Origin of the sequence: Verrucosispora sp. WMMD573, assembly GCF_027497175.1 — a bacterium.
Taxonomy (GTDB): Bacteria; Actinomycetota; Actinomycetes; order Mycobacteriales; family Micromonosporaceae; genus Micromonospora.
Genome location: NZ_CP114901.1, coordinates 2,570,702 through 2,594,360, shown reverse-complemented (window position 1 = coordinate 2,594,360; position 23,659 = coordinate 2,570,702). Strand labels below are relative to the sequence as shown.

Genomic DNA, 23,659 nt, shown 5'->3' with positions numbered 1-23,659 from the left:
TCATAGCGCTGTGGGCATTGTCGATATACGTGGTGCGTATACCGCGAGCCCAGGAAGGCGTTTGAATGGTTAGGCTCGACGGAGCGCAATGGACACAGCCGCCCGCGAACGGCGAGGTTGCCGGTGACACCTGCGAACTGCCCCCGCTGCGGGGCGCGCCTGGCCCGCGACAACGACAGCGGGCGCTGCGCGCCCTGCCAGGCCGCCGAACGCCACCGCCTGAGCGTGCCACCGGAGGTGCCGGCGTCGTTCTGGTCGCATCCGCCGCTGCGGGCGGCCCTGGTGGAACGACACCTCGGACGGGTGATCCGGGCGTACCGACACCACCCGTACCACGGTCGGGCGGCGTTACCGCAGGCCGTGGTGGCGAGTTGGCTGGGCATCACCCAGGCGCAGCTCAGCCGCGTGGAAAATGGACCCCCTCTGGTGCATCTGGACCGGCTCTCGCATTGGGCGGCCCTGCTACGGGTTCCTGAGGTTCAGCTGTGGTTCAGCCTGCCCTCGCGAACGCTGACGATGCAGACCGGGCAAATCTCAGTCGAGGTTCCGAAAGACGAACCTCCTACGATCGATGTCCCCGCCGTGGTGCCAATTACCCTGGAGGCGGCTCCCGATGAAGGAGGTGGCACCACGGACCGCCGCCGGTTCACCGCGCTGGCCGCCCTAGCTGGTCTCGCCGGCAACAGTCTCCTTGACACATTGGCGAAGGCGGACCGGAAAGCTGACGCCATCGGAATGGAGCACATACGTCTCGCCGGCTCGCTGGTCGAGCGGTTCAGGCAGGCCGACGCCGCGCTTGGGGCCGATGAGTTGTGCGATGTGGCGATGGGTATCCACACCCACCTTTCTGCCTGGGCAGCGGCCTCTCAATACGGTCGCGGGCTCGGCGAAGCCCTTCAATCCGCGCTGGCTGATCTTGCTAACCAAGTTGCCTGGCTGGCAGTCGACGCAGACCGCCGCCAGCAAGCACGCCCGTACCTGAACGACGCCATCACCCGTGCCAGGATCGCCGACGATCCGCGCGAAGAGGTTCGTGCGCTGGCCTGCCTGTCACTGCTGACTCGCGAAGATCATCCCGCCGAGTCACTGCACTGCGCCGAAGCCGCGCTCCGGGCCTCCCGAGGCTGGGCGACCCCCCGACTGAGGACTCTGTTGCGGCTGCGAGCGGCCCACGCCTACGCACATCTCAACGACGTGGGCGGGTTCAACCGGGAGATGACGAAGGCGCGTCACGAATTCGACCACGGGCTCCATGAGGACGACCTGCCGTTTCTTCAGTTCGTCACCGCCCAGGAGCTGACCGGCATCCAAGGGCTGTCATTCCTCGCTCTCGGCAAGCCAACCCGTGCCGCCGAGTCCTTCAGGGCCATCAGCAGCGGCCCCCACGCCGCGCATCGCCGCAACCAGGTGCACTACACGGTCCGCCTCGCGGAGGCCGAATATCGATCCGGTGATGTCCAGTCAGCCGCGCTGACTGGGCTTCAGGTACTGCCAGCGGTCAAGGGGCTCTGTTCGGGGCGCACCATGCGTCACTTTGCCCAGGTCAAGCAGCACCTCGGTCGCGAACAGTCGAACCCGGCGCGTACGTTCGTTGAGGCATACAGCAGGGTGTTCCAGCGATGAACGAACTAGAGATACGACAGCACGACGCCGTCGAGGCACAAGCCCTGGTTGACGTCATGGTCCAGGTCTACCTCGACGCCCATGCCGGCGACGGAGCGTTCTACAACGAAGAACGTTACCGACAGCAGCTTGCCGGGCACATGAAGGTTGCTGGCTGGACGTTGGTCACCGCCGAGGTCCGCGGACACCTAGTGGGCTATGCGTACGGTTTCCCCCTGTCGTCAAAGACTCGCTGGTGGGAGGGGATCCGGGGCGACGTTCCCCCGGACTTCACCCACGAGGACGGCCGTCGCACCTTCGCCCTGAGCGAGCTACTCGTACGCCCAGCCTGGCAGCGGAGAGGTATCGCCCGAGCGCTGCACGACAACCTGGCCGAAAGCCGACCCGAAGAACGACTGACCCTTCTCGTCCGTCGCGATAATGCCCCTGCTCAGGCGGCATACCGATCATGGGGCTGGAAGAAGATGGCGCAACTCAAGCCGGCATGGGAAGGTGCACCGATTTTCGATGTCCTGGTAGGCGGTTTCAACGATGACCGACAAATCTAGAGGCTCGCCATGACCGACAGCCCTCTCTACGAGAACGGAACAGCTATCAGCTACACCTTAAGCCGTCCATGAGCGAGTCATCGACATAAGCCTCAATCAAATTCCCACACTGCGCGTCGACGACCTGAGGTAGTGTCGCCCTCGCTCAAGAAGCCTCTTTGTCACGTCCTCGTCCTTAGCAAGCTGGTCTAAAAGATATACCCCAGAGATCCGACTACTCTGATCATATTCCTCCTGAACTAGGGTAAACATTTCCTTAGCAAGAGAGGTTCGGACTTCCACTCCCTCCAGCTTTGCTACGTCCCGCATGGTCGGCTGATTCTTCCTCGTCATCGCGACCGACAGTAGCATTGTCAGTTGATACTGGAAGTCTTCTACAGATATTTGCTTCCGATAGGCTGACAAAAAATCGCGGGACGACTGAAGCAACTGAACGCATGCATGGTAGGCGGCAAGCGGATGCCCTGGATGAAAGACCAGCTCATAAACATCTTCATCAAAGACTCGACCTGCATTCTTCCTCGCGACATGAGGGGTCTGCACAGTGGCACTAAGAACCGCCTGGCCCATCGCATCAATCGATACAATACGATCAACAGGGAACTGCCTGTTGAAATAGTGCCGCCTCCGGCGCTCGTAAAACAAATTCTTGTCGAGCAGGTACTCTTCTATCTGACGCTGCACAAGATCGGTCGCACGCAAAACGCTCGGACCGAACGCGGTTTGGCTATTTGTTGCCCGAATAATTCTGTCGCGCACGGCGTCGTCTGGCGCCTCTATAACCTTCACAAGTACGCTGCGTGAATCAGAATCCCCCTCTGCTCGCTTCTTTCGTTTGTATATCTCCGTTGATGTTTGCAGGCCGTTAACTATCTGAGGCGAATCCAGTTCAAGCATTTTATTGGCAGGCTGAACGCGGGAAGCGACTATCGTCACCCCATTATTGAGCCACCAGAAGTCGATCTCACTTTCGCCCTGCTCGAGGGTTTGCTGGATACTCCGATTGACAGCGGTTTCACCCTCATAGTCTCTAACGTTTGCCTCGAACAACCCTGCGTCCAGGTCTCCGGCAGGACCGGTAATGAAACGTTCGTAGTCGTCAAGCCTGACAACACCTACGTAACCTCCAGCCTTGTCGGTCGAAATAGGATTCTCTGCCAACTGAAGCCGTCGAACAGTTGGAGGATTGTCTCGAACTAGTGCACAAACCTCACCTGCACCCAGGAATTGGACGGACGTCTCGGAGCCACCGAAAATCCGGCCAACGGTCGTGCACAGATCATTCCCACGGAACTCAATCTGCGGGTGAAGATGAGTGGCGCGCAGCGAAGCGAAAGCAACAAAAATGCGCAACTGCGGCAAATCGAGACTCTTGTAGGTTTCAAGAAAACGGCGCGTCACTTCAATCAACTTCGGATTTACGTACTGCGCCAAGGCCTCTTCGTCGCGTCCAAAATCAAGCAGCTTAGGGAGGTTCAGCGCCAGCTTATCGATTGCGGGCTCGGCGAACCCGGAGGTGTTCTTGACTTGCAAAATTATCAGATCGAGGTTTGCCCGTCGCCCCAAACGCCCAACGGGTTCGTCATCACGAATACAAAGCGAATCGACGAAAACGTAAATTCCGTCAATGCCGCAGTCTTTCCCTCCATCCACCAAACCAGAGAGGAGATCATCGTGTGTGGGACTATATGCCTTTAGGTATTGCCGGGCGAAGAAGAAGGTATGGAAGTCGCTTATCTCAAGCTTGGAGGCGGTCTTCTTGCGCTCTCGCTCAAGCGTCGCTCCAAGCAACACGATGTCGTTAGTACTCATCTTCCTCCTCCGTCCGCCACGACCCACTCCCGACGGAATGCCCGCCGCGCGCCTGCCAGATAGGACGCTCACAGAGATCTGCACGCCGCGCCTCCACAGGGCGTGTCGGGCAGGTTACCGAACGAGTCACAGCGATGGGAGTCTTCGCAAGCCATTCGATCGGACCGAACCTCCTCGGAGTCCTTCCGGAGGTAAGCACCACACAGACAGCCGATTGCGCTGTGCAGCTTTGACCAGCGAGGAACTCAGCGCCGCCAGCCACGGCCGGTCGAGACTGTCGGCAAGGTGACATGGGATTACACTGATGCAGGTGGTGCCAAGTGCGGCAGATGTCGCTAAAGTGCGCGCGTGACGCACCTTGGCCGGGGGGTTTACGACCATCTCATCACCAGTCAGCTAGGCCAACAACTAAGCCGCATCAACCCGGCTCTCGTTCAACTGCGCTCTATGGACCCTGTCGAATCTCACGTGTACCTGACGCGACACATCGCCAAGTTGATCGATCGTGTGCTGCGTGCCGTGCCGGGGGGCGATGACAAGCTGGCTCGCCAAGTCGAACTCGCAAACCGTCTCGCGGCAGTCGCGGCCAGCCTGATATCGGACTATTCCGACACCAACGAGCAGGTCATCGATTTCGAGAACCTCTTGCACTCCATTGCACCCTCACCGGTCCCGCCCGCGCAGCCCACCTTCCCGCGACATCCCACCACCCCGCTTTCGACCGGTGCGCTCCTCGTCAACGGTCGTCACCAGCCGCGCATCGGCCACGAGGTCACCCACGAGATGGCTTCCGCCGACCAGGTCGACCTGCTCTGCGCGTTCATCAAGTGGCACGGCCTGCGAATTATCGAGCCCGCCATCCGCGACCTCATCGACCGAGGCGGTCGCCTCCGGGTCATCACCACGACCTACCTCGGCGCGACAGATCAGCGCGCCCTCGACCGCCTCGCCGAACTCGGCGCTGACATCAAGATCTCCTACGAGACCAGGACCACCCGGCTGCACGCCAAAGCGTGGCTGTTCCGCCGCAAAAACGGCATGACGACGGCGTACGTCGGGTCGTCGAACCTGTCGAAGGCGGCGCTTGTCGATGGGTTGGAGTGGAACGTCAGGATCTCGAACGTCGAGCAGCCGTACGTCATCGACACGTTCACCGCCACGTTCGAGGACTACTGGCACGATCCGGCGTTCGAGGATTACCAGCCGGGCAGGGACGCCGAGCGGCTCCGCACCGCGCTGCGCGGGGAGCGGCGCGACGAAACCCCGACCGAGATCGCCAACCTGGATGTAAGGCCGTACCCATACCAGGCGGAGGTCCTGGCGGACCTGGACGCCGAGCGGAGGGTCCACGGGCGCTGGCGCAATCTGGTGGTGATGGCCACCGGTACGGGCAAGACGGTGGTGGCGGCGCTCGACTACCGCCGGCTGCACCGGGAGAAGGCCGTCGACTCGCTGCTGTTCGTGGCGCATCAGGAGCAGATTCTGCGGCAGAGTCTGGCGACGTTCCGGCAGGTCATGGGGGACGGTAGCTTCGGCGAGACGCTCGTCGGCGGCCGGGCGCCGCAGCACTGGCGGCACGTGTTCGCCTCGGTCCAGTCGCTGCACCGGCGGGAGATCGACCCCGAGGCGTACGACATGGTGATCGTCGACGAGTTCCATCACGCGGAAGCGCCGACGTACGCCCGACTGCTGGAGCAGCTACGGCCGCGCGTACTGCTGGGATTGACGGCGACCCCCGACCGCAGCGACGGCGGCGACGTGCGGCGGTGGTTCGATGGTCGCGCCGCCGTTGAGCTGCATCTGTGGGAGGCGCTGGAGCGGCAACTGCTCGCGCCGTTCCAGTATTTCGGGCTGCACGACGATGTCGACCTGTCGCAGCTGCGGTGGAAGCGCGGGCAGGGGTACGACCCGGCGGAGCTGGACGGCGTCTACACCGGCAACGACGCGCGGGCGCGGATGGTGCTGCGGGCGGTACGGGACAGCGTCGATGTCGACCGGATGCGGGCGCTCGGGTTCTGCGTGAGCATCGGGCACGCCGAGTTCATGGCCGGCTGGTTCGGCAGGCATGGTGTGCCGTCGGCGGCGATCACGTCGCGGGTCGATGCGGCGGGGCGGCAGGCTCTGCTGAAGGAGTTCCGGGACGGCAGGCTCAAGGTGCTGTTCACAGTTGACCTGTTCAACGAGGGCGTCGACCTGCCGATGGTCGACACGATCCTGATGCTGCGGCCCACCGAGAGTGCCACGATCTTCCTTCAGCAGCTCGGCCGTGGGCTGCGCCTGGACGACGACAAGCCGTGCCTGACCGTGCTCGACTTCATCGGCGGGCAGCACGCCAACTTCCGCTTCGACCTACGGTGGCGCGCGCTGACCGGGGTCAGCCGCCGCGCGATAACCGAGGCGGTACGCGACGACTTCCCGTCCCTGCCCAGCGGCTGCCACATCCAGCTCGACCGGGTGGCCAAGGACATCGTGCTCGCCAACCTGCGCTCGGCAATGCCGACCTCGAAGACCGGGCTGGTGAAGGAGCTGCGGCTGCTCGGGGACGTGAGCCTGGGCGAGTTCCTACGCGAGGCGGGCGTGGAGATCGAGGACGTCTACCGGTCGGCGACCATCGGCGGGTGGACCGGGCTGCGGCGGCTCGCCGGGCGGGAAGCCGCGCCGGGCGGGGCGGCTGACCGCGAGTTGGGCCGGGCCATCGGCCGGATGCTGCACCTGGACGACCCGCACCGCCTCGACCTGCTGGCCCGGGTGGCGGCCGGCGAGCGACCGGCGGTCGGGCGGCTCTGGGACATGCTGCACTTCGACCTGTGGGGGCCGAACGCGCCGATTGCCGAGCGCGAAGAACGGCTCACCCGGCTCTGGGCCGAGCCGGCACGCTGTGCCGAGCTGCGGCAGGTCGCCGAGGTGCTGCGCGATCGCATCCACCGGGTGACGGTGCCGGTCGGCGGGCTACCGCTGAACGTGCACGCCCGGTACAGCCGCAACGAGGCGTGCGCCGCCTTCGGCATGCCGAACCCGGGATCGTTGCGGGAAGGGGTGAAGTGGCTGCCGGACGCCAAGGCCGACATCTTCTTCGTCACCCTGGTCAAATCCGAACAGCACTACTCCCCCACCACGATGTACGCCGACCGGGCCGTCACCGACACCCTGTTCCAGTGGGAGTCGCAGAGCACCACGTCGTCGTGGTCGGCGACCGGGCAGCGCTACATCAACCACGCCGCGCGCGGCTCCACTGTGCATCTCTTCGTGCGGGAGACCCGGGTACCGGATCGTGACCTGGGCGCACCGGCCTACCTGTACGCCGGCCCGATGACGTACCAGGACCACACCGGCGACCGGCCGATGCGGATCATCTGGCGGCTACGCCACCCGCTACCCGCCGACATGTACGCCACAGCCCGCGCCATCGCCGCATAAGCCCGTGTAGCTACGGAACGGCACGACTCCCCACCCTCAACCCACCGATCTCCTGACAACTACGGGGAAAATGTCGCCTCCCGTCGCGGCGAGGGGACACCTTCCCCGAACTTGCACCCATCCGGCCTCCCACGGCAGTCGGCGTAGTCGGCGGAGCACGCCCTTCCCTGGCGTTGGCCATCGCCATCGCTCGCCATTCCACCGCAACGTTGAGGAGATCGTCCATGCCGACTGAGGGTCGCAACACGACACGCGTGATGAACCACTACCGCTGCCGACGGTCGGCGCGAATCAAGCACCTCCCGATAATTGGCTCGAGTCTCCGCAAAAGGATGCCACTCAGTTTGTTCTGTCTGATCGATGTTGGTAGAGGGTTGCCTGATCGGGGGCGACGTGCACAGGATACGGGGACGCTCGATCAGCGTGCGTAGATCCACTGGTGCCCGGGCCACCCCGGGCCTGGTGGTCTTCCACCTATGAGGAGGTTTCGTGGCACGACGCCGCTTCGCGGGGATAGCAGCCAGCGCCATCGTCCTACCGTTACTCGTCATCGCCCAGCCGGCTCCGGCCTCGGCCACCCCGGAGGCCGCGACCGTGAAGCCGGTGCCCGCGCCGGCCACCGGGATCGCCAGCGATGTCCGGGAGCTGACCCGCAAGGACTTCACCTTCAACGGGCAGCGCCTGGAGGCCCCGACCCAGTATCAGCCGCGTACCCAGGCCCGGTCGAAGGCGGCGGCGGCCGAGACGCCGCCGGTCGGCACGGTGCGGCAGTGGCTCGCGCTGGACGACTATCAGGGCATCATCTACCTGAAGGACTACACGCTGCGCGGCGTGGGCGACAACATCGAGGTGTGGGTCGCCAACGACACGGAGTTCCCGGAGGGTGACTGTCGCCGGCAGATCGCGGACTCCACGGTGGTCACCGATGAGCAGGTCGCGGACCTGGTCAACGAGTTCGAGACCAACATGTACCCGAAGTCGACGGCCGCGTTCAGCACCCCGCCGGAGCGGGACGGCAGCAACGCGCAGATCGCCGGGGACTTCACCGGTGCCGGCAACCGGACGGTCACGCTCGTCGACAACGTACGTGACGACAACTTCTACGACTTCCCGGCCGCCCCGACCTACATCGCCGGCTTCTTCTTCTCGCTCTTCAACGAGCTGCTCGACCGCAACATCATGACCGTCGACGCGTTCGACTGGGCGCACCGTACCGGGGCGAACCCGCCGAACGAGCCCACCGACGACCTGTGCACCAGCCGGCCCGCCCGCCCGCAGCTGTACGAGGGCACGTTCATCCACGAGTGGCAGCACCTGGCGCACTACTACACCGACCCGTTCGAGACGACCTGGCTGAACGAGGGTCTCTCCGACTTCGTGCAGACGCTCGCCGGGTACGTCGACGCCACGGCCCGGGTCGACGAGCCCGGCACGGACAGCCATATCTACTGCTTCCAGGGCTTCGGCATCGTCCGGACGGACTACAACACGAATCCACGGGACTGCGGTGGCCCGGAGAACTCGATAAACCTGTGGAACGAGGGCAGTACGTCAAGTGGCGTGCTGGCCGACTACGGCAACGTCTACTCGTTCGTGCTGTTCCTGTACGACCGCTACGGCCTGGACTTCATCACGCGGTTGCACCGCGACGGTGAACTCCAGGGCTTCGCCAGCCTTGAGGCGGCTTTGAAGGCCGAGGGCGTCAAGGACATGTACAAGGTGATCCACGACTACCAGACGATGAACCTGGTGGACCGGATCGTCGGCAACTCCAAGTTTGGCGTCATGCTCGGGGTGGACAAGCGCCGGGTCACCACGGCCAGCCTCGACGCCACCGTCAACCTGGCCAACCCCGCCTCGTACGCGGCTGGCGGCGCAGCACCAAACGGCGCCGACTACGTCACCTTGCAGAAGGCCAACGGCAAGCCGCTGGGCCTTGGCGATCTGCGTTCGATCAAGTTCCAGGGCGCGAAGACGCTGCCGGCGGTCCCGCTGGCCTGGCAGATCGTCAGCGACGACCCGGATCGCAGCGGCAACCCGGTGCTGTGGTCCGGCAACGGCAACAGCCTGGACGTCGCGGCGGTCACCCCGGTGACCGTACCGGCCGCCGACCCGACGCTGACCTTCCTGGCGAAGTACGGCGCCGAGGCCGGCTACGACTACGGCTACGTCAGCGTCTCCACCGACGGCGGCGAGAGCTACACCGTCATCCCCGGCGAGGAGACCGTTGCCGGTCCGCTCGGCCCGGCGCTGAACGGCACCACCGACGGCTTCCAGCCGCACTCGTTCGACCTGTCCGCGTACGCCGGTCAGGACGTGCTGGTCAGCTTCCGGTACGTCAGCGACGGCGGTGTCAACGAGGGCGGTCTGCTGATCGACGACATCGCGGTCGGCGGCACGCCGATCAGCGACGGTTCGAGCCTGGAGCCGTTCGACTCGCCTTCGGAGATCAACCCGACGCCGGTGGCGAACTGGAACGTCCGCTTCGTCGGCATCAACGAGAAGCTGAAGCTGGCCTACCAGGTGGAGGTTGACGGCAAGTCCAACTTCACCCTCGGTCTGATCCAGACGGCGCTGCTGTCCGCCTTCCCGAAGGTGGTCGCCATCGTCGCCTACGACGAACCGACCGAGCAGGTCACGCAGTACGCCCCGTACACCCTCACGGTGAACAACGTGGTGCAGCCCGGCGGCGCACCGCTGAGCTGACCCTGAGCAGGTAACTCCCGGTGCCGCGCCACGCGGCACCGGGAGTTCTCTGTGCCGGGCGAAGCTGCCGGATCCGGCGACGCGGCCCGGCGTCGGTCCCTAGCCTGGCCAGCAGAGGTATCGTCGGGGGCAAGCAGCCGGGGGAAACCATGACCAACGCGATCGGTGACGCACTTGATGGCGTACAGGAAGTCGAGCTGACCGTGACCGGCCGCAGGACCGGGCGGCAGATCACCCATCCGGTGTGGTTCGTGCAGGAGGACGACAACGTCTTCCTGGTGCCGGTGACCGGCTCGGACAGCCAGTGGTACAAGAACGTCAAGCAGACCCCGATGGTCCAGTTGGCCGTCAACGGCACCGCGTTGAGTTCGAGCGCCACCCCGATCACCGAGGCCGACCGGGTCGATCACGTCGTGACGATGTTCCGCGACAAGTACGGTGCTGACCAGATCGCCTCTCTCTACCCGAAACACGACGTCGCCGTCCAGGTCCCCCTCGGATAGCCGTCGCAGATCCGGGCTAGGTTGCGCTGATGGAACAGCGACTCAGCCTGATCACGCTCGGCGTCGCCGACCTGGCCCGGTCCCGCGACTTCTACCGGCAGCTCGGCTGGCAGGGCCAGGAGGTCGAGCAGACCGTCTTCTTCCAGGCCGGCGGGCTCGCCGTCGTGCTGTGGTCGCGCCAGTCGCTGGCTGAGGACGCCGGTGTCGAAGACCGGGGCGCGGGCGGGTTCGCCGGGGTCGCGCTGGCCCACAACGTACGCGAGCGCGCCGAGGTGGATCGGCTGATGGTCGCCGCCGCCCGGGCCGGGGCCAAGGTCACCCAACCGGCCCGCGACACCTCCTACGGCGGGTACGCCGGCTACTTCACCGACCCGGACGGTCACCTCTGGGAGATCGCCTGGAACCCCGGCTTCCCGATCGCCACGGACGGCACGATCACCGTCCCCGACTTCGGCGCACCCTGACCCGACCCGGCGACCCCGCGACATGTCACAGCGACATGAATGCGTCTGTGTGTCAGGGATCAGCGGCGGCCGACGCCGACAGGGTCAGCGCTGGTTGCGGCGGCGTGGCTTGCTCTGCACGCCACTCAGCTGATCGAGGTGTCGCCATGGAGCTGCGCAGGAATCGACGTTCGCTGGCACCCGGGGTGTTGCTGCTCGCGTTCGGGCTCTCCCTCCTGCTGGGCTCTCCCGGAATGGGCACATCAATCTTCGCCAGTGCCGCGCTCCTGACGGGTGGTTGGATCACCGCTCGGTCGCTGCGACCGTTCCGCTTCCGGATCGGCCCCGACGGGCTGGACCTGAGGGTCGCCGGGCTCAACCGGTTGGCGTCGTGGGCCGAGATCAACACGATCGTGCTGGGCCAACCCGCCCGGGCAACGCCGGCGGGGACTGGACACGCTCGCCTCGGGGACGGCGCAGCGTCAGGCGGTCAGGGCGGAGCTGGACCCCACGACGCTCACGGCGCCCTGCGCGGCTACGACATGGGGCAGGTCGACGCCTACCTGGAGCGGCTCTCCGCCGCGCTCGCCAACGAGCCGGGAGAGCCAGCACAGCCACGACAGCCCGAGTAGCGGGCGCAGCCGGAGCTACTACCGGCCGCGGGCGGGGCGGGCGAGGGTCAGCAGCATCAGCAGGGAGGCGGCTGCTGCGGCGCTGAGGACCACGGCCATCGGGAGCGCGCTGCCCTCTCCGCCGAGCCCGACAAGTGGTGCGGCGCTGGCGGCGACCACGGCCTGAATGCCGCCGAGCAGCGCTGCGGCGGTGCCGGCGCGGGCGGCGTGCCGGTCCAGGGCTAGGGCGGTGCCGTTGGGCATCACCAGGCCGAGCGAGCCGAGAAAGACGAAGAGCGCGGCGACGACCACCGGCAGGTTGTTCAGCAGTGCCCCGGCGAGCACACCGAGCGCGGCGAGCAGACCGAGGCCGAGGCCGCTGACCAACAGTGGGCGGGGATCGTGGCGGTCGAGCAGGCGGGCGTTGAGCTGGCCGACGGCGACGAAGGCGAGCGCGTTGCCGCCGAAGACGAGGCTGAACGTGCCGGCGGAGAGACCGAAGACGTCCTGGAGGACGAACGAGGAGCCGGAGAGGTAGGCGAAGAGTCCGGCGAAGGCGAGGCCCTGGGTCAGCGCGTACCCGAGGTAGACGCGGTCGGCGAGCAGCGTGCGCCCGGCGGCGGTGGTCGCGGCCAGGCCACCGGTGCTGCGCCCAGTGGCGGGCAGGGTCTCCGGTAGCCGCAGCGCGACGGCGGTGGTGAGCAGGGCACCGACCAGGGCGAGGGCGACGAAGATGGTACGCCAGTCGCCGACGTTGAGCACCAGGCTGCCGAGGGCGGGGGCGACCATCGGCGCGATGCCGAAGATCAGGACGAGTCGGGAAAAGTACTTTGCGGCGGCCCGGCCGGAATACAGGTCACGCACTACGGCACGGGCGACGACCGTGCCCATGCCACCGCCGAAGCCCTGGGCGAAGCGGGCCACCGCGAGCGTCTCCGCCGACGGCGCGAGGGCGCAGACCAGCGACAACAGGGTGTACGCGGCGACGCCGACAAGCACCGGACGGCGTCGTCCCCAGCGGTCGCTGAGCGGACCGGTGACGAGTTGGCCCAGGGCCATGCCGATCAGGCAGGTGGTCAGGGAGAGCTGGATCTGTGCCTGGCTGGCGGCCAGGTCGCGGGTCATCCCCGGAAACGCCGGCAGGTAGGTGTCAAGCGACAGCGGACCGATCGCGGTGAGCGAGCCGAGCAGCACCAGCAGCGCGAGGGCGGCGCGACCGGTGGGCGGGGTGATGCGCTCCGGCGGGCGTACGGGCACGTCGGTCTGCGGCATCGGCGGTCCCCTCGGCGATCGGCGCCACCACGGCATGGCCGACTGCCGGGGGCGTTCGGCTACGGTAGCTCTGCCCACAGAGGTGTTGCAGCGTGAAGGGGCGGCATTGTGACCGACGAGACGCTCGACCAGCTCGGCGCGGCCCTCAGTGACCTGCACCGGGTGCTCCGCCGTCGGGCCATCCAGCGGACCGGGCGTGCCGCCCTGCCGGACGCGCAGGTCGAGGTGCTGCGGCTGGTGCAACGCCAGCCCGGGATCAGCGTCCGGGAGGCCGCCGAGCGGCTGGGTACCGCCGCGAACACGGTGAGCACCCTGGTCGGCGAACTGACCGCCGCCGGTCTGCTGCGCCGGGATCGCGATCCGGCCGACCGGCGTACCGTCCGGTTGACGTTGACCGACGTGGCGTACGAGCGCATCGCCGCCTACGGGCAGTACCGCCGCGAGCTGCTCGCCACCGCCCTCGACGCCCTCGACGCGACCGACCAGGAGCGGCTGCGCGCCGCCGTGCCCGCGCTGTGCCGTCTGGCCGACCGCACCGCCGAGCTGCCCTGACCCGGGCCGGCCGCGCCGCCCTCCGTCAGCTCCGGGCCCGGATCACCTCGTACAGGGCGGTCCCGCCCATCATCCGTACCGTGCTCAGGTCGCCCGGGTGCTCGCCGGCTACCAGTGCCCGCGCCAGCGGTTCATGCGGCCGTGTCCCGTGAGGTGTCGGGAGTGTCGGAGCTGAGGTTGACCAGGGTGCGGTCGGCCAGGGCGCCGGGCTCGCCGGCCACCGGGCCGAGAATGTCGTACATCGCCGGGTAGGCGGTGAGGCTGAGGATCGTCAGGCCGCTGGCGGCCACGGCCGCTGCCGGCAGCGGCCGCTGTCGGCGTCGGCGTCGGCGTCGGCGTCGGCGTCGGCGTCGGCGTCGGCGTCGGCGTCGGCGTCGGCGTCGGCGTCGGCGTCGGCGTCGGCGTCGGCGTGAGGGTGGCACCGTCGTCGACCAGGCCATCGGCCCGGCTCGGGGTACGGTTTCACAGGGTGACAGGATGTCCGGCCCGGATCAGGGCGGCAGCGATCGCCCGCCCCATCGGACCGAGACCGATGACGGTGACCGGTCGGAGTTCGCTCTTCCCGCTCATCTGACGCTCCGCAGTTCCTCGAACATGCGAGCGGTGCCGTGCTCGCCGAACCCGGCGGTGATCTGCCGCCGGACGAGATCGTGCACCGGCCTCAGAACCTCGTCGGTCACGCCCTGCCGGGTGCTGGCCCGCATCACTGTGGCGAGCGCCGTCTCGGTGAACCGCAAACTCTGCTGGCCCGGCCCGAGATAGTCCTGCTCGTCGATCGTCGCGGCGTAGTCGGCCAGTTGCTCAGTCATCGCGGCGAGGAACGGCGCCTGCCGCCGGACGAAATCGCCGGCCGGCACCCCCTCGGAACTGACCATGGCCGCGCCGTGCAGGAAGCCGGCGAACATCGCGTACATGCCGGCGAGCATCGCCGTGTCGTAGAGCGCCGCCATGCCCGGATCCGGCCCGAGGTAGCTGCTCTCGCCCCACAGGTCGAGCAGGAGCCGGTGTTGCGCGAAGCCTTCCGCCGAACCGCTGTAGAAGATCACCGACTCGGGGCCGCCGATCGTCTCCGGCACGGCCAAGATCGCACCGTCGAGGAGATCGATGCCACACTGACCGGCCCATCGGGCGAGGTCACGGGACTGCTCAGGCGTGGTGGTGGTCAGGTTGATCACGATGCGACCGGCCAGATCGGTCGCCACGGTTTCGAGCACCTCGCGTACGGAGGCGGCGTCGAAGAGGCACACGACGACCGCGCCCCGGCCGGCCACCGCTTTCTCGACGCTGTCGACGATGGTGGCGCCGCGTGCGCCGAGGCCGTGCGCCCGGTGGCCGGTGCGGTTCCAAGCGACGATCCGGTGGCCGGCGTCCAGTGCGGCGTTCGCGAGGGCGCTACCCATCGCGCCCAGTCCCAGGAAGGTGGTGCTGACAGTCATTTGCGATGGTCCCCTGCCTTGTTCGGTGATCTGACGGGCGCGCCGATCACCATCGTTGGCGACCACAATCCAATGGGCAAGTACCTACTATTCTGTTCAATACTTACCTAGAAGTAAGTATTGAAGATCGGTTAGTGGAAGGCGGATCCATGGCATCGAGTGAGCGGTGCGGCCCGTACATCTGCGGGATCGATGCGGCGATGGACGTGGTGTCCGGAAAATGGAAGTCGCTGATCCTGTGGGAGCTGGACAACTACGGCACCCGGCGGTTCGGCGAGCTGAAACGGAGTCTGCCCGGGGTCAGCGAGAAGATGCTCATCCAGCACCTACGTGAGATGGAGCAGGACGGTCTGGTCCACCGCGAGGTCTACCGCGAGGTCCCGCCCAAAGTGGAATACTCCCTCACCGAGCACGGCCAGTCACTCAACGAGGCGCTCGGGCCCCTGGGCGAGTGGGGGCAGCGTCGCGCCGAGCGTCTGGCCGCCGAAACCCCGGCCCCCTCCTGAACGCACCCCGTCGCCCGCCGGCCGGGTCGCACACCACTGAGCACCTTCGGGGAAACTGCGCCCTCACCCCCGTGACACACGAGCAACTTCGGGGATAGCGCGGCCTCGCACCTGGCATCACCCAGCAACTTCGGGGATAGTGCGGCTTCGCTTGGCGCTCTTCTCCACGTTGCGGATGGGTGGGGCGAGCGGATGCGTGGGGTGGGGTGGGTCAGGTCCAGATGGTGCGGCGGACGCCGCCGTGCAGACCGCAGGCCCGGGGGCTACCGCCGGCCAGGCTGACCTTGCCGTTCTCGCACTGCACCAGGTAACCGCGTCCCTCCCAGAAGCCGGGCACGCAGTCGAAGTGGTCGCACACCTCGCGGGCCGGCTCACGGACCCGTTTTCCGCCGCAGAAGTCGTACCCCATCGGGTTTTCGGGGGCGCCGCAGCGCCGCTCGGGTTTCGGGTTGGCCTTGGCTGGGCCGGTGGCACGTGGTGCCGGCGTGGAGCCGGTGGCACGCGGTGCCGGCGTGGAGCCGGTGCCGCGCGCTGCGGTCGAGGCGCTGGTCGCGGCCGGCGCTCCGGGGGCGGCAACCGCGGTCTCGGTGCTGGTCGGGTCGGACGGGCCGGAGTTGGCCAGGGCCACCGGCACCATCACGGCGAGCGCGGCGGCGACCACGGCGGTTCGTCGGCCCCCGGGAATGAGTGCCAACAACCGGGCCTGCCCGGGGGTGGCGATGCCGGGGCGGGACGGACGCAGCCGGGCGTGCTCGTCGATCAACTCGTCGAGCTGGTCGATGACCGCCTGGCGCTGTTCGATGGCGTCGGCGAAGGCCAGGGTGAGCACGAACCGGAACTCGGCCGCCACGTCCGGTCGCAGCAGCACCCCCGAGGTCCGCCGCCGGTCCAGCACCTGGATCAGGGTCACCGACGCGTGCGGGTCGTGGGCCAGACCGGTCATCCGGCCGTACGCCCAGTCGCGCCGGCCCCGCCCACCGAGCAGCACCAGCCGACGGTTGGTGATCACCGCCATGCCGGCGTCGGTGACCCGTACCCCGTCGGGCAGACGCCGCCGCAGCCGGCCGGTCGGCGCGCCCACGGTCAGATCCGGGGCGGGCAGTACGGCGTTGTGCCGCAACTCCACGAGTTGCGCCGCCGGCACCACCCGGAGCACCACCTCGTCAGGGGCCAGTTCGAGCGGGAGGCCATCGCCGGCCGTGGCCGAGCCCTGGCACTGCTCGGCGAGCGTACGCAGGCGGCGCAGTTCGACGTCGCGTCGCCGCCAGCCTCCCTCGACGCTGCGGAACAGCCGCAGCCGGCGCTCGTTCTGCCGGCGCGCCCACCGGTACCGCCATGTCGAACCCGTCGAATCAGTCCTCGCCACGCCGAACTCCTTCGCCGTGCATGCCACCAACCGCAGGCCACCAAATGGGGTGTCACAGTGTTAACGGCTGCGAGCACCGGCATGGACACGGGCAGAAGCGGTCGAATTACCCGATCGGTGGAGCAACAAGGACGAGATGGTGGTTTCGCGACGCCCGAAGAATGGCCCGGCGGCACCGGCCTCAGGGTGATTCGACCGTGCTGACCAGGAACTTGTGGACCTCGGCCTCGACGATCGCCACCCGCTGCTCCGGCTCCGGGCCCGAACCGCGGAAGTCCAGCATCTGTTCCTCGGACTCCCACCGCTCGTAGACGTTGATCCGACCCGGTTCCACCAGGTCGGGACTGATGGCGAAACCGAGGCAACCGGGCGCCTCGCGCGCCTGGCGGACGATCTCGGCGCAGGTGGCCAGGTAGGCGTCCCGCCCGGCCGGGTCGACCTGTAGCGTGCCGGCGACGATCAGCAAGGCAACCTCCGAAGATCGGGAGAGCGGACGCCAGTCATACTCTCCCGATCCTTCACGGTCCGCACGCCCGATCAGGCACGGGTGATCGCGTTGGCGTGGATCGCCTCAGCCAGATACTCCGTCAGACCGGGAGCCATCGCCTCGTAGTGGGCGGTGAACCGTTCGTCGGCCAGGTACAGGTCGGCCAGCCCGGTGTGGATCTCGTACGAGCACTCGTAGAACCACCTGCTGATCTGCTGCCGGTGTTCCTCGGCCAACTCCATGGCCGCCGGCCCGTCGGCCGGTGCGCCCGAGGCCAGTAGCGCCACGATCCGCCGCCCCCAGTCCTCGGTCTCGGCCTTGAACCGTTGCCAGTCCTCCTTGCGGTAGCTCGACGTCCGCCGGGTCGACTCCCGGTACGCCTCGGTGCCGCCCCACCGCCGCTCCGCCTCTTCGGCGTGCGCGTCCGGGTCGAAGCCCCCGAAGACCTCGAACCGCTCCTGCGGGGTCAGTGGGATGTTCATCTTGCTCGCCTCCATCGCGAATTCGATCGCCGCGACCATCTCCTGGAGGCGCTTGATCCGCACCGTCAGCAGCTCGTGCTGGCGGCGCAGGTGCGCTCCCGGTCCGCTCGCCGGGTCGTCGAGGATCACGGCGATCTCGTCCAACGGGAACCCCAGCTCGCGGTAGTACCGGATCAGCTGCAACCGCTCCAGGTCCGCCTCGGAGTAGCGGCGGTAGCCCGAGCCACTGCGCCCGCTCGGCGTCAGCAGACCGATCTCGTCGTAGTGGTGCAGCGTCCGGACCGTCACGCCGGCGAGCTTCGCCACCTGACCAACCGTGTGGGCCATGGTTCCCCCTTTCCGGAACCACGGTCCCGCCTGCCGTTACGTGAGGGTCAAGCCCGATTCTGCGACGCCGGGCACACCCGGAGGGTCAGCCTTCACCAGGAAGGTACGCAGCTCGGCCAGGGCGGTCGGGCGACCGTAGCGGTAACCCTGCCCCTGCACGCAGCCGATCGCGGCCACGGCCTCGTGCTGCCGCTCGGTCTCCACCCCCTCGGCCACCACGCTCAGATCGAACGCGTCGGCCAGCCGGGTCACCATCTCCACCGTCGCGTACGCCCGGGTGTCCTCGGGAATCCGGGCCACGAACGACCGGTCGATCTTCAACTCGGTCGCCGGGATCCGGTGCAGGTAACTCAGTGACGAATATCCGGTGCCGAAATCGTCGATGGCGATCCGGATGCCCAACTCGCGCAGCTGCCTCAGCCGGTCCAGCACCGCGTCGCTGCCCTCGATCAGCGCCGACTCGGTCAGTTCCAGGGTCAGTGCCCGAGGTGCCAGCCCGGCGCCCGCGGTGGCCTCGGTGACGGTGGCGATCAGGTCGGGGCGGCGCAGGTGCGAGGCGGCGATGTTCACCGCGACCGTCGCCGACGGAACCTGGTCCTGCCAGGTGGCCGCTGCCCGGCATGCCTCGTGGATGACCCACCTGTCGATCGGCAGGATCAGTCCGGTCTCCTCGGCCAGCGGCAGGAACCGGGCCGGGCTGAGCACGCCCAGCCGGGGATGCCGCCACCGCACCAACGCCTCCGCGCTGCGCACCGTTCCGGTGGCCAGGTCCACGATCGGTTGGAACTCCAGGTGCAGCTGCTCCTCGTCGACGGCCCGCCGCAGGTCGGCGATCAACTCGGCCCGGCTCACCGCCGACTCCCGCAGCCCCTGCGTGCACCTCCGGTACGCGGACTTGCCGGCCGCCTTCGCCGCGTACATGGCGATGTCCGCGTCGCGCAGCAGGTCGGTGTGGGAGATGTGCTGCGGTCCGTACTCGGCGATCCCGATGCTGGCCGACGGGTGCACCCCGACCAGTTCCTCCCCGGGCGACGGTTGCAGTGCCGCCAACAACCGCTCGGCGAGTCGTTCCGGCGCCAACGGCCGCCCATCGGTGACCAGCACCGCGAACTCGTCTCCGCCGATCCGGGCGATCATGCCGTCGTCACCGACCGCCCGACGCATCCGCCGGGACAGGCCGGACAGCAGCGTGTCGCCGGTGGTGTGCCCGAACCGATCGTTCACCTGCTTGAACCCGTCCAGGTCAAGCAGCAGCACGGCGACCCGATCGGTGCCGCGCAACGCACCCCGCAGCCGGCGGGTGAACGCCAGCCGGTTGGGCAGCCCGGTGAGCTGGTCGACGTAGGCGAGCTTGCGTAGCTGCACCACCAGACGCAGGTTCTCGTTCGCCGCCAACCCCTGCCGCAGCGCCAGCATGGCCAGCAACGCCATCATCGCCAGGAAGATCGGCATCGGGGTGTGACCGCTGGCGTCGCGGGCCAGCATCGTCGCCACGATCGCCCCGCCCACCGGCAGATAGGGCAGCACCACCCGCCACCACTGCGGCAACGGCGCCTCGCCGTCCTCCTCGGCGGCACCGTGGTCCCGGGGCGGGGGCATCCGGGTGGCCACCACGATCAGCAGGTAGCTCAGCGGCCAGAGCACGTCGACCGGGGTGCCGGGCTGGTAGGTGCCGGCAGCCACCAGCGACACGTAGACCGTGTCGGCCACCGCTCGTACGGTCAGGCTCGCGCCGAGCAGCGCCATCGGCCGCCACACCGGCCGGCCCGGGCCGACCACCGCGACCAGGATGGTCAGCTGCATCAGGTCGAACATCGGGTACAGCAGGCCGGCGGTGCGCAGCGGCTCGTCCAGGTCGGCCTGACTGACGTTGCGGAAGATCAGCAACCAGCCGATCGGGATCAGCGCCAGCCCGACGATCACCCCGTCGAGCAGGGTCCGGGCCCGACCCACAGTGGTACGTGGCGCGGTGACCGAGCAGAACAACGCGGCGGTGCCGGTCAGCAGGCTTGCCACGAAGATCAACCCGATGGGCAGGGTGTGTGGCAGGCTCTCCCCGAGCAGCCGCTGGGACGTCCACAGTGCCCGTCCGGCAAGCGACATCGCCATGGTGGCTGCCAACAGCAGCCAGAACCGGCGTACCGTCGGATGCTGGCGGGACGCCGCGACGCAGGCGATCGCGGCCCAGCCCGCCACGGTGAGCGCGCCCAGGTCGCTCACCAAGGCGCCGGCGGGCAGCCCGAGCATCAGCCAGAGCGCCTCGACCGCGACGACGACACCGGCACCGACCAGCCCCACACGGCCGACCCGGTCCGTTCCGGGCGAGCGCGCGGCAGCCCGCTCGACGTCCTTCCGCGACACAGCGATCGCTCCGGCTCTCTCTCGTGCGTACACCCTCGACGGCGAGGTCCTGCCCTGGCAAACCCCGAAAGCCTAGCCACGCCCGCAGCCACCCCGCCAGATCCACCGATAGGCGAGTCCGCAACCTGACGACTCCCGGTGCGGCGGCGCGGGCAACGACCCGCTCGCGGTCGCCCGTAGTCCCCTGTCGCGCTGGTCGCACCCGCACCGGGCGGAAAGGGTTCCCTCGGGGCCGGGCCTCCCGCTCCACCCGCCGATCGCGACCCGCCGCAACGCGACAATGACGCAGGGTGACCGCAACGACATATCACTAGACGTAACCGTCTGGTCCGCCAGCGACATTGCTGTCTTCCACCTTTGCTCTGCTTACCTATACGCAACCCCACGTTGAGCTGGTCTTAGCAGCGTTCACCCCAGTCACGCAGCGCAACCTGTGCGTATAGGTAAGCAGAGCAAAGCGTCCGAGGTGGCAGTGTCCCTACCGAAGGATGGTTACGATCCGCGATCCGCGCTCACGCCCATTCCTCGTCGGGCGCCGCCGCTGCGGTCGCGGGTGGGCCGCCGTGGGTCCACGGGGTCTCCTCGACGGCCGGAAACGCCGCGCCCGGCACGTAGGCATCGCTGAGCGTGGTGTAGCAGAGTCGCTCCCCCACCTCCGGCACGCTGCCCGGGTTGGCCGTCAGGCCGCGCCCCATCCCGCCGGACAGCTCCAACACCACCTCGGTCTTGCTGTCGGCCGTTGGGGTGAGGAACACCAGCCGCGCCTTCTGCCCGGGACGGGACGGGCTGGACAGGGTCGCGCCGACCGGCACCAGCACCGGGTCGGTGGTCATCAGCTGGATGCGCGGGCGCAGCACCGGCCGTCGGCCACTGTCGTCTACCCGGGTCGGGTCGGCCAGCAGCACCTCACCGACGAACGCCTCGCCGGTCAGCCGGTACTCGGCCATCACCAGCGGATCGTCGTAGGCGCGCTGCACCGCGTAGGTAGCGGCAGCCCGCTCCAGGCGGTGCAGCCGGGCGGCGGCGGCCACCGCGCCGTCCCGGCGCGGCTGCGGCGCACCGTCGGAGTCGAGGTGGTCGGCGTGGGCGGTGAAGGCGTCCCGGTCGCCGTCCCACCGCCCGGCCACCCGGGTGCCGGGCGGCAGTGCCCGAAGCAGCCCCAGGCCGCGCCACATCAGCTCCCAGGTGGGCGTCAGCTGGTCCCGCAGCAGCCGTTCCAGCTCCGCGTACGCCTCGACGCGCGTCGCCTCGTCCGTGCCGGCGGCGGCGTACGCCTCGATGGCCGGCGCCAGCAGCCGGTTGTCGAACCCGGGGTCGGTGGCCGGCCCGGCCGGCGGGCAGATCGACGGGTCCTCGGCCCGGGCGGCGGCCTCGGCTCCGGACAGCCCGGTCGGTGGGGCGATCCAGCCCAGCAGCGCCGGCAGGTGCAGATCCTCCACCGCGCTCTGCCCGGTCGCCCAGTGCAGCGTCAACGCCTGCGTCATCGCCATCAGCGCCGACGAGCCGGGATGTTCGGCCCGTTCGGCGAAGAAGGTGAGCCAGCGGCCAAGCAGTGGCACCTGCGGCGGCACCGGATACTCGCCGTCGACCCGACGGAACCGGGTGGACCGGCCGAGCAGCCGCAGGAACGTCACCCCCGCCGGGTTTGGTACCAGCAGCTGCGGGGCGTCGAGGTACCGGTAGCGGACGTCCCGGCCCCGGTCCACGGCGACCGCCTCGTTCGCGGTGCGGTGTGCGTCCACATAGGGCAGTACGATCGTGGCCAGCTCGGCGGCGAACGCGAACCGTTGGTCCCGGTTTCGCGGCTGCGGCACGATCAGCAGTCGTCCCTCGCCGGGGGCCGAGCCGACCATCGCGGCGAGCGGTGCGTTGGCCTCCCCCGCCATCGCCAGCGGTACCAGCACGAGGGGCCGCCTCGACAGGTGCAGATGCCGCACGGTGGCCACCGGTTGGGCGACTCCCGTGGCCACCGCCTGCGCCGCCGCCAGCGCCCGCAACGTGCTCAAGTCGGCACTCCGCTGCGCCGCACACCGACCTGAGGCACCACGACGCCGCGCCTGATGCGCTCGCTCATGCGGTGGCGAGGGCGTCGGCGCGCAGGCGGGCCGCGGTCCGCAGCAGCGCGGCGGCCTCCGCTCGCTCAGGGTCGGTCGCGGCTTCTCCAGCGGCGAGCGCCAGCACCTCACCGACGTCAGCGATCCCGCCGAGCGCCTCGCGGACCGGGCGGCCGAGCGCCCCGGTCTGCCCGCGCGCCTCGTGCCGGCAGAGGTACGCCAGCTCACAGCTGGCCAGGCAGTCGGGAGCGTACCGGGCCGGCACCCGGGCCAGCGAACTGGCCAGGGCCGCCGGATCGGCGGCGGGATCGGCGGTGAAGTCGGCCGGAACGTCGGCCAGCAGCGCGTCGAGCCGGTCCATCCGATCCAGTTGCCGGCGCACCACAAGCAGTTGCCGGCGTACGTCGAGCAGATGCGCCACCGGCTCGTTGCTGAAGTCCCGAGGACAGACCAGCACCACCTCGTGCGACACCAGGTACGGGTCGTGGCCTCGGGCGGTGAGCAGCTCCCGCAGCGCCAGTACGTAGACGGCGGACTGCACCGCCGCGGCGGCCAGCTTCGCCGGGTCGGCCTGGCCGTCGATCACCGGGAAGGACTTGATCTCGACCACGTGGAACCGGCCGCCCAGCCGGGCGGCCACCAGGTCCGGCTCCAGGTGCACCCGCTGCCCGGCGACCGTCAGGGCGAGCATCGGATGGTCGAACAGCGCCGCCGGCCCGCCGGTACGCGGCGGCTCCTCGGCATTGGGTGGGTCGGCGGTGTCGGCTTCGACAGAAGGCAGCGCCTCGGTGAGCAGGGTCGCCGAGCGTCTGGCTCGGGCTGCCGGTTCCTCGCCGTCACCGAGGTCCGTCCAGCCGGCCGCCGCCGGTACCGGTACGCCGAGCCGCTCCGCGACCAGCCGCAGCAGTTCGGCACCGCCGTCGGCCTTCACCTGTGCCTCGAACGTGTTGCCTCGGGTGATGGCGAAGCGGGACTGCCCGAACCGGGCGGGAAAGCCGACCCGCTCGGCCAGCGCCGGCTTGTCGACTCCGGCACCGTCCAGGACCGCCCGGCGGGTGCAGGCCGGGTTGCCGGTCAACGCCGCGATCGTACGGGCGTTGTGTCGTTTCGGCGGCGCGTCGCCCCGGATCGCGGCCAGTCGCTGCTCGATACC

General features: G+C 68.4%; 21 protein-coding genes. 9 read left to right on the top strand and 12 right to left on the bottom strand.

Features of this window, described 5'->3' with window-relative positions; genetic code table 11:
* Positions 1 to 123: 123 nt before the first annotated feature.
* Positions 124 to 1,623: a helix-turn-helix transcriptional regulator gene (locus O7601_RS11875; RefSeq protein ID WP_281566223.1), complete on the top strand. Its 1,500-nt coding sequence runs from the start codon at positions 124 to 126 to the stop codon at positions 1,621 to 1,623.
* Positions 1,620 to 2,171, top strand: a complete 552-nt coding sequence (locus O7601_RS11870) for a GNAT family N-acetyltransferase (RefSeq protein ID WP_281566222.1) — start codon at positions 1,620 to 1,622, stop codon at positions 2,169 to 2,171. Before O7601_RS11875 ends, O7601_RS11870 begins: the two co-directional genes overlap by 4 nt.
* 96 nt (positions 2,172 to 2,267) lie before the next feature.
* On the opposite strand, the gene O7601_RS11865 is transcribed toward O7601_RS11870, so the two are convergent.
* A complete protein-coding gene (locus O7601_RS11865) occupies positions 2,268 to 3,983 on the bottom strand; it encodes an AIPR family protein (RefSeq protein ID WP_281566221.1) in 1,716 nt (571 codons plus the stop codon).
* A gap of 348 nt (positions 3,984 to 4,331) precedes the next feature.
* Between O7601_RS11865 and O7601_RS11860 the strand changes: the two genes are divergently transcribed.
* From O7601_RS11860 to O7601_RS11840, 5 genes are all read left to right on the top strand, one after another.
* Positions 4,332 to 7,400, top strand: coding sequence for a DUF3427 domain-containing protein (locus O7601_RS11860; RefSeq protein WP_348650247.1), 3,069 nt, complete (start codon positions 4,332 to 4,334; stop codon positions 7,398 to 7,400).
* Between the two features lie 489 nt (positions 7,401 to 7,889).
* A complete protein-coding gene (locus tag O7601_RS11855; protein WP_281566219.1) occupies positions 7,890 to 10,106 on the top strand; it encodes a choice-of-anchor J domain-containing protein in 2,217 nt (738 codons plus the stop codon).
* A gap of 149 nt (positions 10,107 to 10,255) precedes the next feature.
* Entirely contained in the window at positions 10,256 to 10,609 is a 354-nt protein-coding gene (locus O7601_RS11850) for a nitroreductase/quinone reductase family protein (RefSeq protein WP_281566218.1), read from the top strand.
* Positions 10,610 to 10,638: 29 nt separating this feature from the next.
* Complete coding sequence (locus tag O7601_RS11845) at positions 10,639 to 11,073, top strand: VOC family protein (RefSeq protein WP_281566217.1); 435 nt, start codon at positions 10,639 to 10,641, stop codon at positions 11,071 to 11,073.
* A gap of 146 nt (positions 11,074 to 11,219) precedes the next feature.
* A complete protein-coding gene (locus tag O7601_RS11840) occupies positions 11,220 to 11,684 on the top strand; it encodes a DivIVA domain-containing protein (protein ID WP_281566216.1) in 465 nt (154 codons plus the stop codon).
* 18 nt (positions 11,685 to 11,702) lie between these two features.
* Here the strand turns inward: O7601_RS11840 and O7601_RS11835 are convergent, their stop codons facing one another.
* Positions 11,703 to 12,935: a multidrug effflux MFS transporter gene (locus O7601_RS11835; protein WP_281566215.1), complete on the bottom strand. Its 1,233-nt coding sequence runs from the start codon at positions 12,933 to 12,935 to the stop codon at positions 11,703 to 11,705.
* Positions 12,936 to 13,043: 108 nt separating this feature from the next.
* On the opposite strand from O7601_RS11835, the gene O7601_RS11830 reads away from it, so the two are divergent.
* Complete coding sequence (locus tag O7601_RS11830) at positions 13,044 to 13,487, top strand: MarR family winged helix-turn-helix transcriptional regulator (protein WP_281566214.1); 444 nt, start codon at positions 13,044 to 13,046, stop codon at positions 13,485 to 13,487.
* Between the two features lie 131 nt (positions 13,488 to 13,618).
* Here O7601_RS11830 and O7601_RS11825 read toward each other — a convergent pair whose 3' ends face one another.
* The 4 genes from O7601_RS11825 to O7601_RS11810 are packed head-to-tail and all read right to left on the bottom strand — an operon-like array spanning position 13,619 to position 14,923.
* Positions 13,619 to 13,777, bottom strand: coding sequence for a hypothetical protein (locus tag O7601_RS11825; RefSeq protein ID WP_281566213.1), 159 nt, complete (start codon positions 13,775 to 13,777; stop codon positions 13,619 to 13,621).
* Positions 13,759 to 13,953, bottom strand: coding sequence for a hypothetical protein (locus tag O7601_RS11820; protein WP_281566212.1), 195 nt, complete (start codon positions 13,951 to 13,953; stop codon positions 13,759 to 13,761). Before O7601_RS11820 ends, O7601_RS11825 begins: the two co-directional genes overlap by 19 nt.
* Positions 13,950 to 14,057, bottom strand: a complete 108-nt coding sequence (locus tag O7601_RS11815) for a 3-hydroxyacyl-CoA dehydrogenase NAD-binding domain-containing protein (protein WP_281566211.1) — start codon at positions 14,055 to 14,057, stop codon at positions 13,950 to 13,952. The genes O7601_RS11820 and O7601_RS11815 overlap by 4 nt, the downstream gene beginning before the upstream one ends.
* Positions 14,054 to 14,923, bottom strand: coding sequence for an NAD(P)-binding domain-containing protein (locus tag O7601_RS11810; RefSeq protein WP_281566210.1), 870 nt, complete (start codon positions 14,921 to 14,923; stop codon positions 14,054 to 14,056). The genes O7601_RS11815 and O7601_RS11810 overlap by 4 nt, the downstream gene beginning before the upstream one ends.
* 149 nt (positions 14,924 to 15,072) lie before the next feature.
* Here O7601_RS11810 and O7601_RS11805 point away from each other — a divergent pair, with 149 nt between their 5' ends.
* On the top strand, positions 15,073 to 15,429 hold the full coding sequence (locus O7601_RS11805; RefSeq protein WP_281566209.1) for a helix-turn-helix domain-containing protein: 357 nt from the start codon (positions 15,073 to 15,075) through the stop codon (positions 15,427 to 15,429).
* Positions 15,430 to 15,640: 211 nt separating this feature from the next.
* Here O7601_RS11805 and O7601_RS11800 read toward each other — a convergent pair whose 3' ends face one another.
* From O7601_RS11800 to O7601_RS11775, 6 genes are all read right to left on the bottom strand, one after another.
* Entirely contained in the window at positions 15,641 to 16,795 is a 1,155-nt protein-coding gene (locus tag O7601_RS11800) for a hypothetical protein (protein ID WP_281566208.1), read from the bottom strand.
* 181 nt (positions 16,796 to 16,976) lie between these two features.
* The gene (locus tag O7601_RS11795) at positions 16,977 to 17,261 is read right to left on the bottom strand and encodes an antibiotic biosynthesis monooxygenase family protein (RefSeq protein WP_281566207.1); all 285 of its coding nucleotides are present in this window, start codon (positions 17,259 to 17,261) and stop codon (positions 16,977 to 16,979) included.
* Between the two features lie 71 nt (positions 17,262 to 17,332).
* Positions 17,333 to 18,091 carry a MerR family transcriptional regulator gene (locus tag O7601_RS11790; protein WP_281566206.1) on the bottom strand — a complete coding sequence of 253 codons (759 nt, stop codon included), beginning with the start codon at positions 18,089 to 18,091 and terminating at the stop codon, positions 17,333 to 17,335.
* Positions 18,092 to 18,127: 36 nt separating this feature from the next.
* Complete coding sequence (locus O7601_RS11785) at positions 18,128 to 20,452, bottom strand: EAL domain-containing protein (protein WP_281566205.1); 2,325 nt, start codon at positions 20,450 to 20,452, stop codon at positions 18,128 to 18,130.
* A gap of 512 nt (positions 20,453 to 20,964) precedes the next feature.
* Positions 20,965 to 22,458, bottom strand: coding sequence for a hypothetical protein (locus O7601_RS11780; protein WP_281566204.1), 1,494 nt, complete (start codon positions 22,456 to 22,458; stop codon positions 20,965 to 20,967).
* Positions 22,459 to 22,522: 64 nt separating this feature from the next.
* The gene (locus O7601_RS11775) at positions 22,523 to 23,656 is read right to left on the bottom strand and encodes a hypothetical protein (RefSeq protein WP_281566882.1); all 1,134 of its coding nucleotides are present in this window, start codon (positions 23,654 to 23,656) and stop codon (positions 22,523 to 22,525) included.
* Between the last annotated feature and the right edge of the window lie 3 nt (positions 23,657 to 23,659).

Bases quoted from the DNA above. Each gene is read 5' to 3' on its own strand.
- O7601_RS11810 (WP_281566210.1), bottom strand. From the start codon at position 14,923: ATGACTGTCAGCACCACCTTCCTGGGACTGGGCGCGATGGGTAGCGCC.
- O7601_RS11805 (WP_281566209.1), top strand. From the start codon at position 15,073: ATGGCATCGAGTGAGCGGTGCGGCCCGTACATCTGCGGGATCGATGCG.
- O7601_RS11865 (WP_281566221.1), bottom strand. From the start codon at position 3,983: ATGAGTACTAACGACATCGTGTTGCTTGGAGCGACGCTTGAGCGAGAG.
- O7601_RS11870 (WP_281566222.1), top strand. From the start codon at position 1,620: ATGAACGAACTAGAGATACGACAGCACGACGCCGTCGAGGCACAAGCC.
- O7601_RS11845 (WP_281566217.1), top strand. From the start codon at position 10,639: ATGGAACAGCGACTCAGCCTGATCACGCTCGGCGTCGCCGACCTGGCC.
- O7601_RS11790 (WP_281566206.1), bottom strand. From the start codon at position 18,091: ATGGCCCACACGGTTGGTCAGGTGGCGAAGCTCGCCGGCGTGACGGTC.
- O7601_RS11835 (WP_281566215.1), bottom strand. From the start codon at position 12,935: ATGCCGCAGACCGACGTGCCCGTACGCCCGCCGGAGCGCATCACCCCG.
- O7601_RS11850 (WP_281566218.1), top strand. From the start codon at position 10,256: ATGACCAACGCGATCGGTGACGCACTTGATGGCGTACAGGAAGTCGAG.
- O7601_RS11815 (WP_281566211.1), bottom strand. From the start codon at position 14,057: ATGAGCGGGAAGAGCGAACTCCGACCGGTCACCGTCATCGGTCTCGGT.
- O7601_RS11840 (WP_281566216.1), top strand. From the start codon at position 11,220: ATGGAGCTGCGCAGGAATCGACGTTCGCTGGCACCCGGGGTGTTGCTG.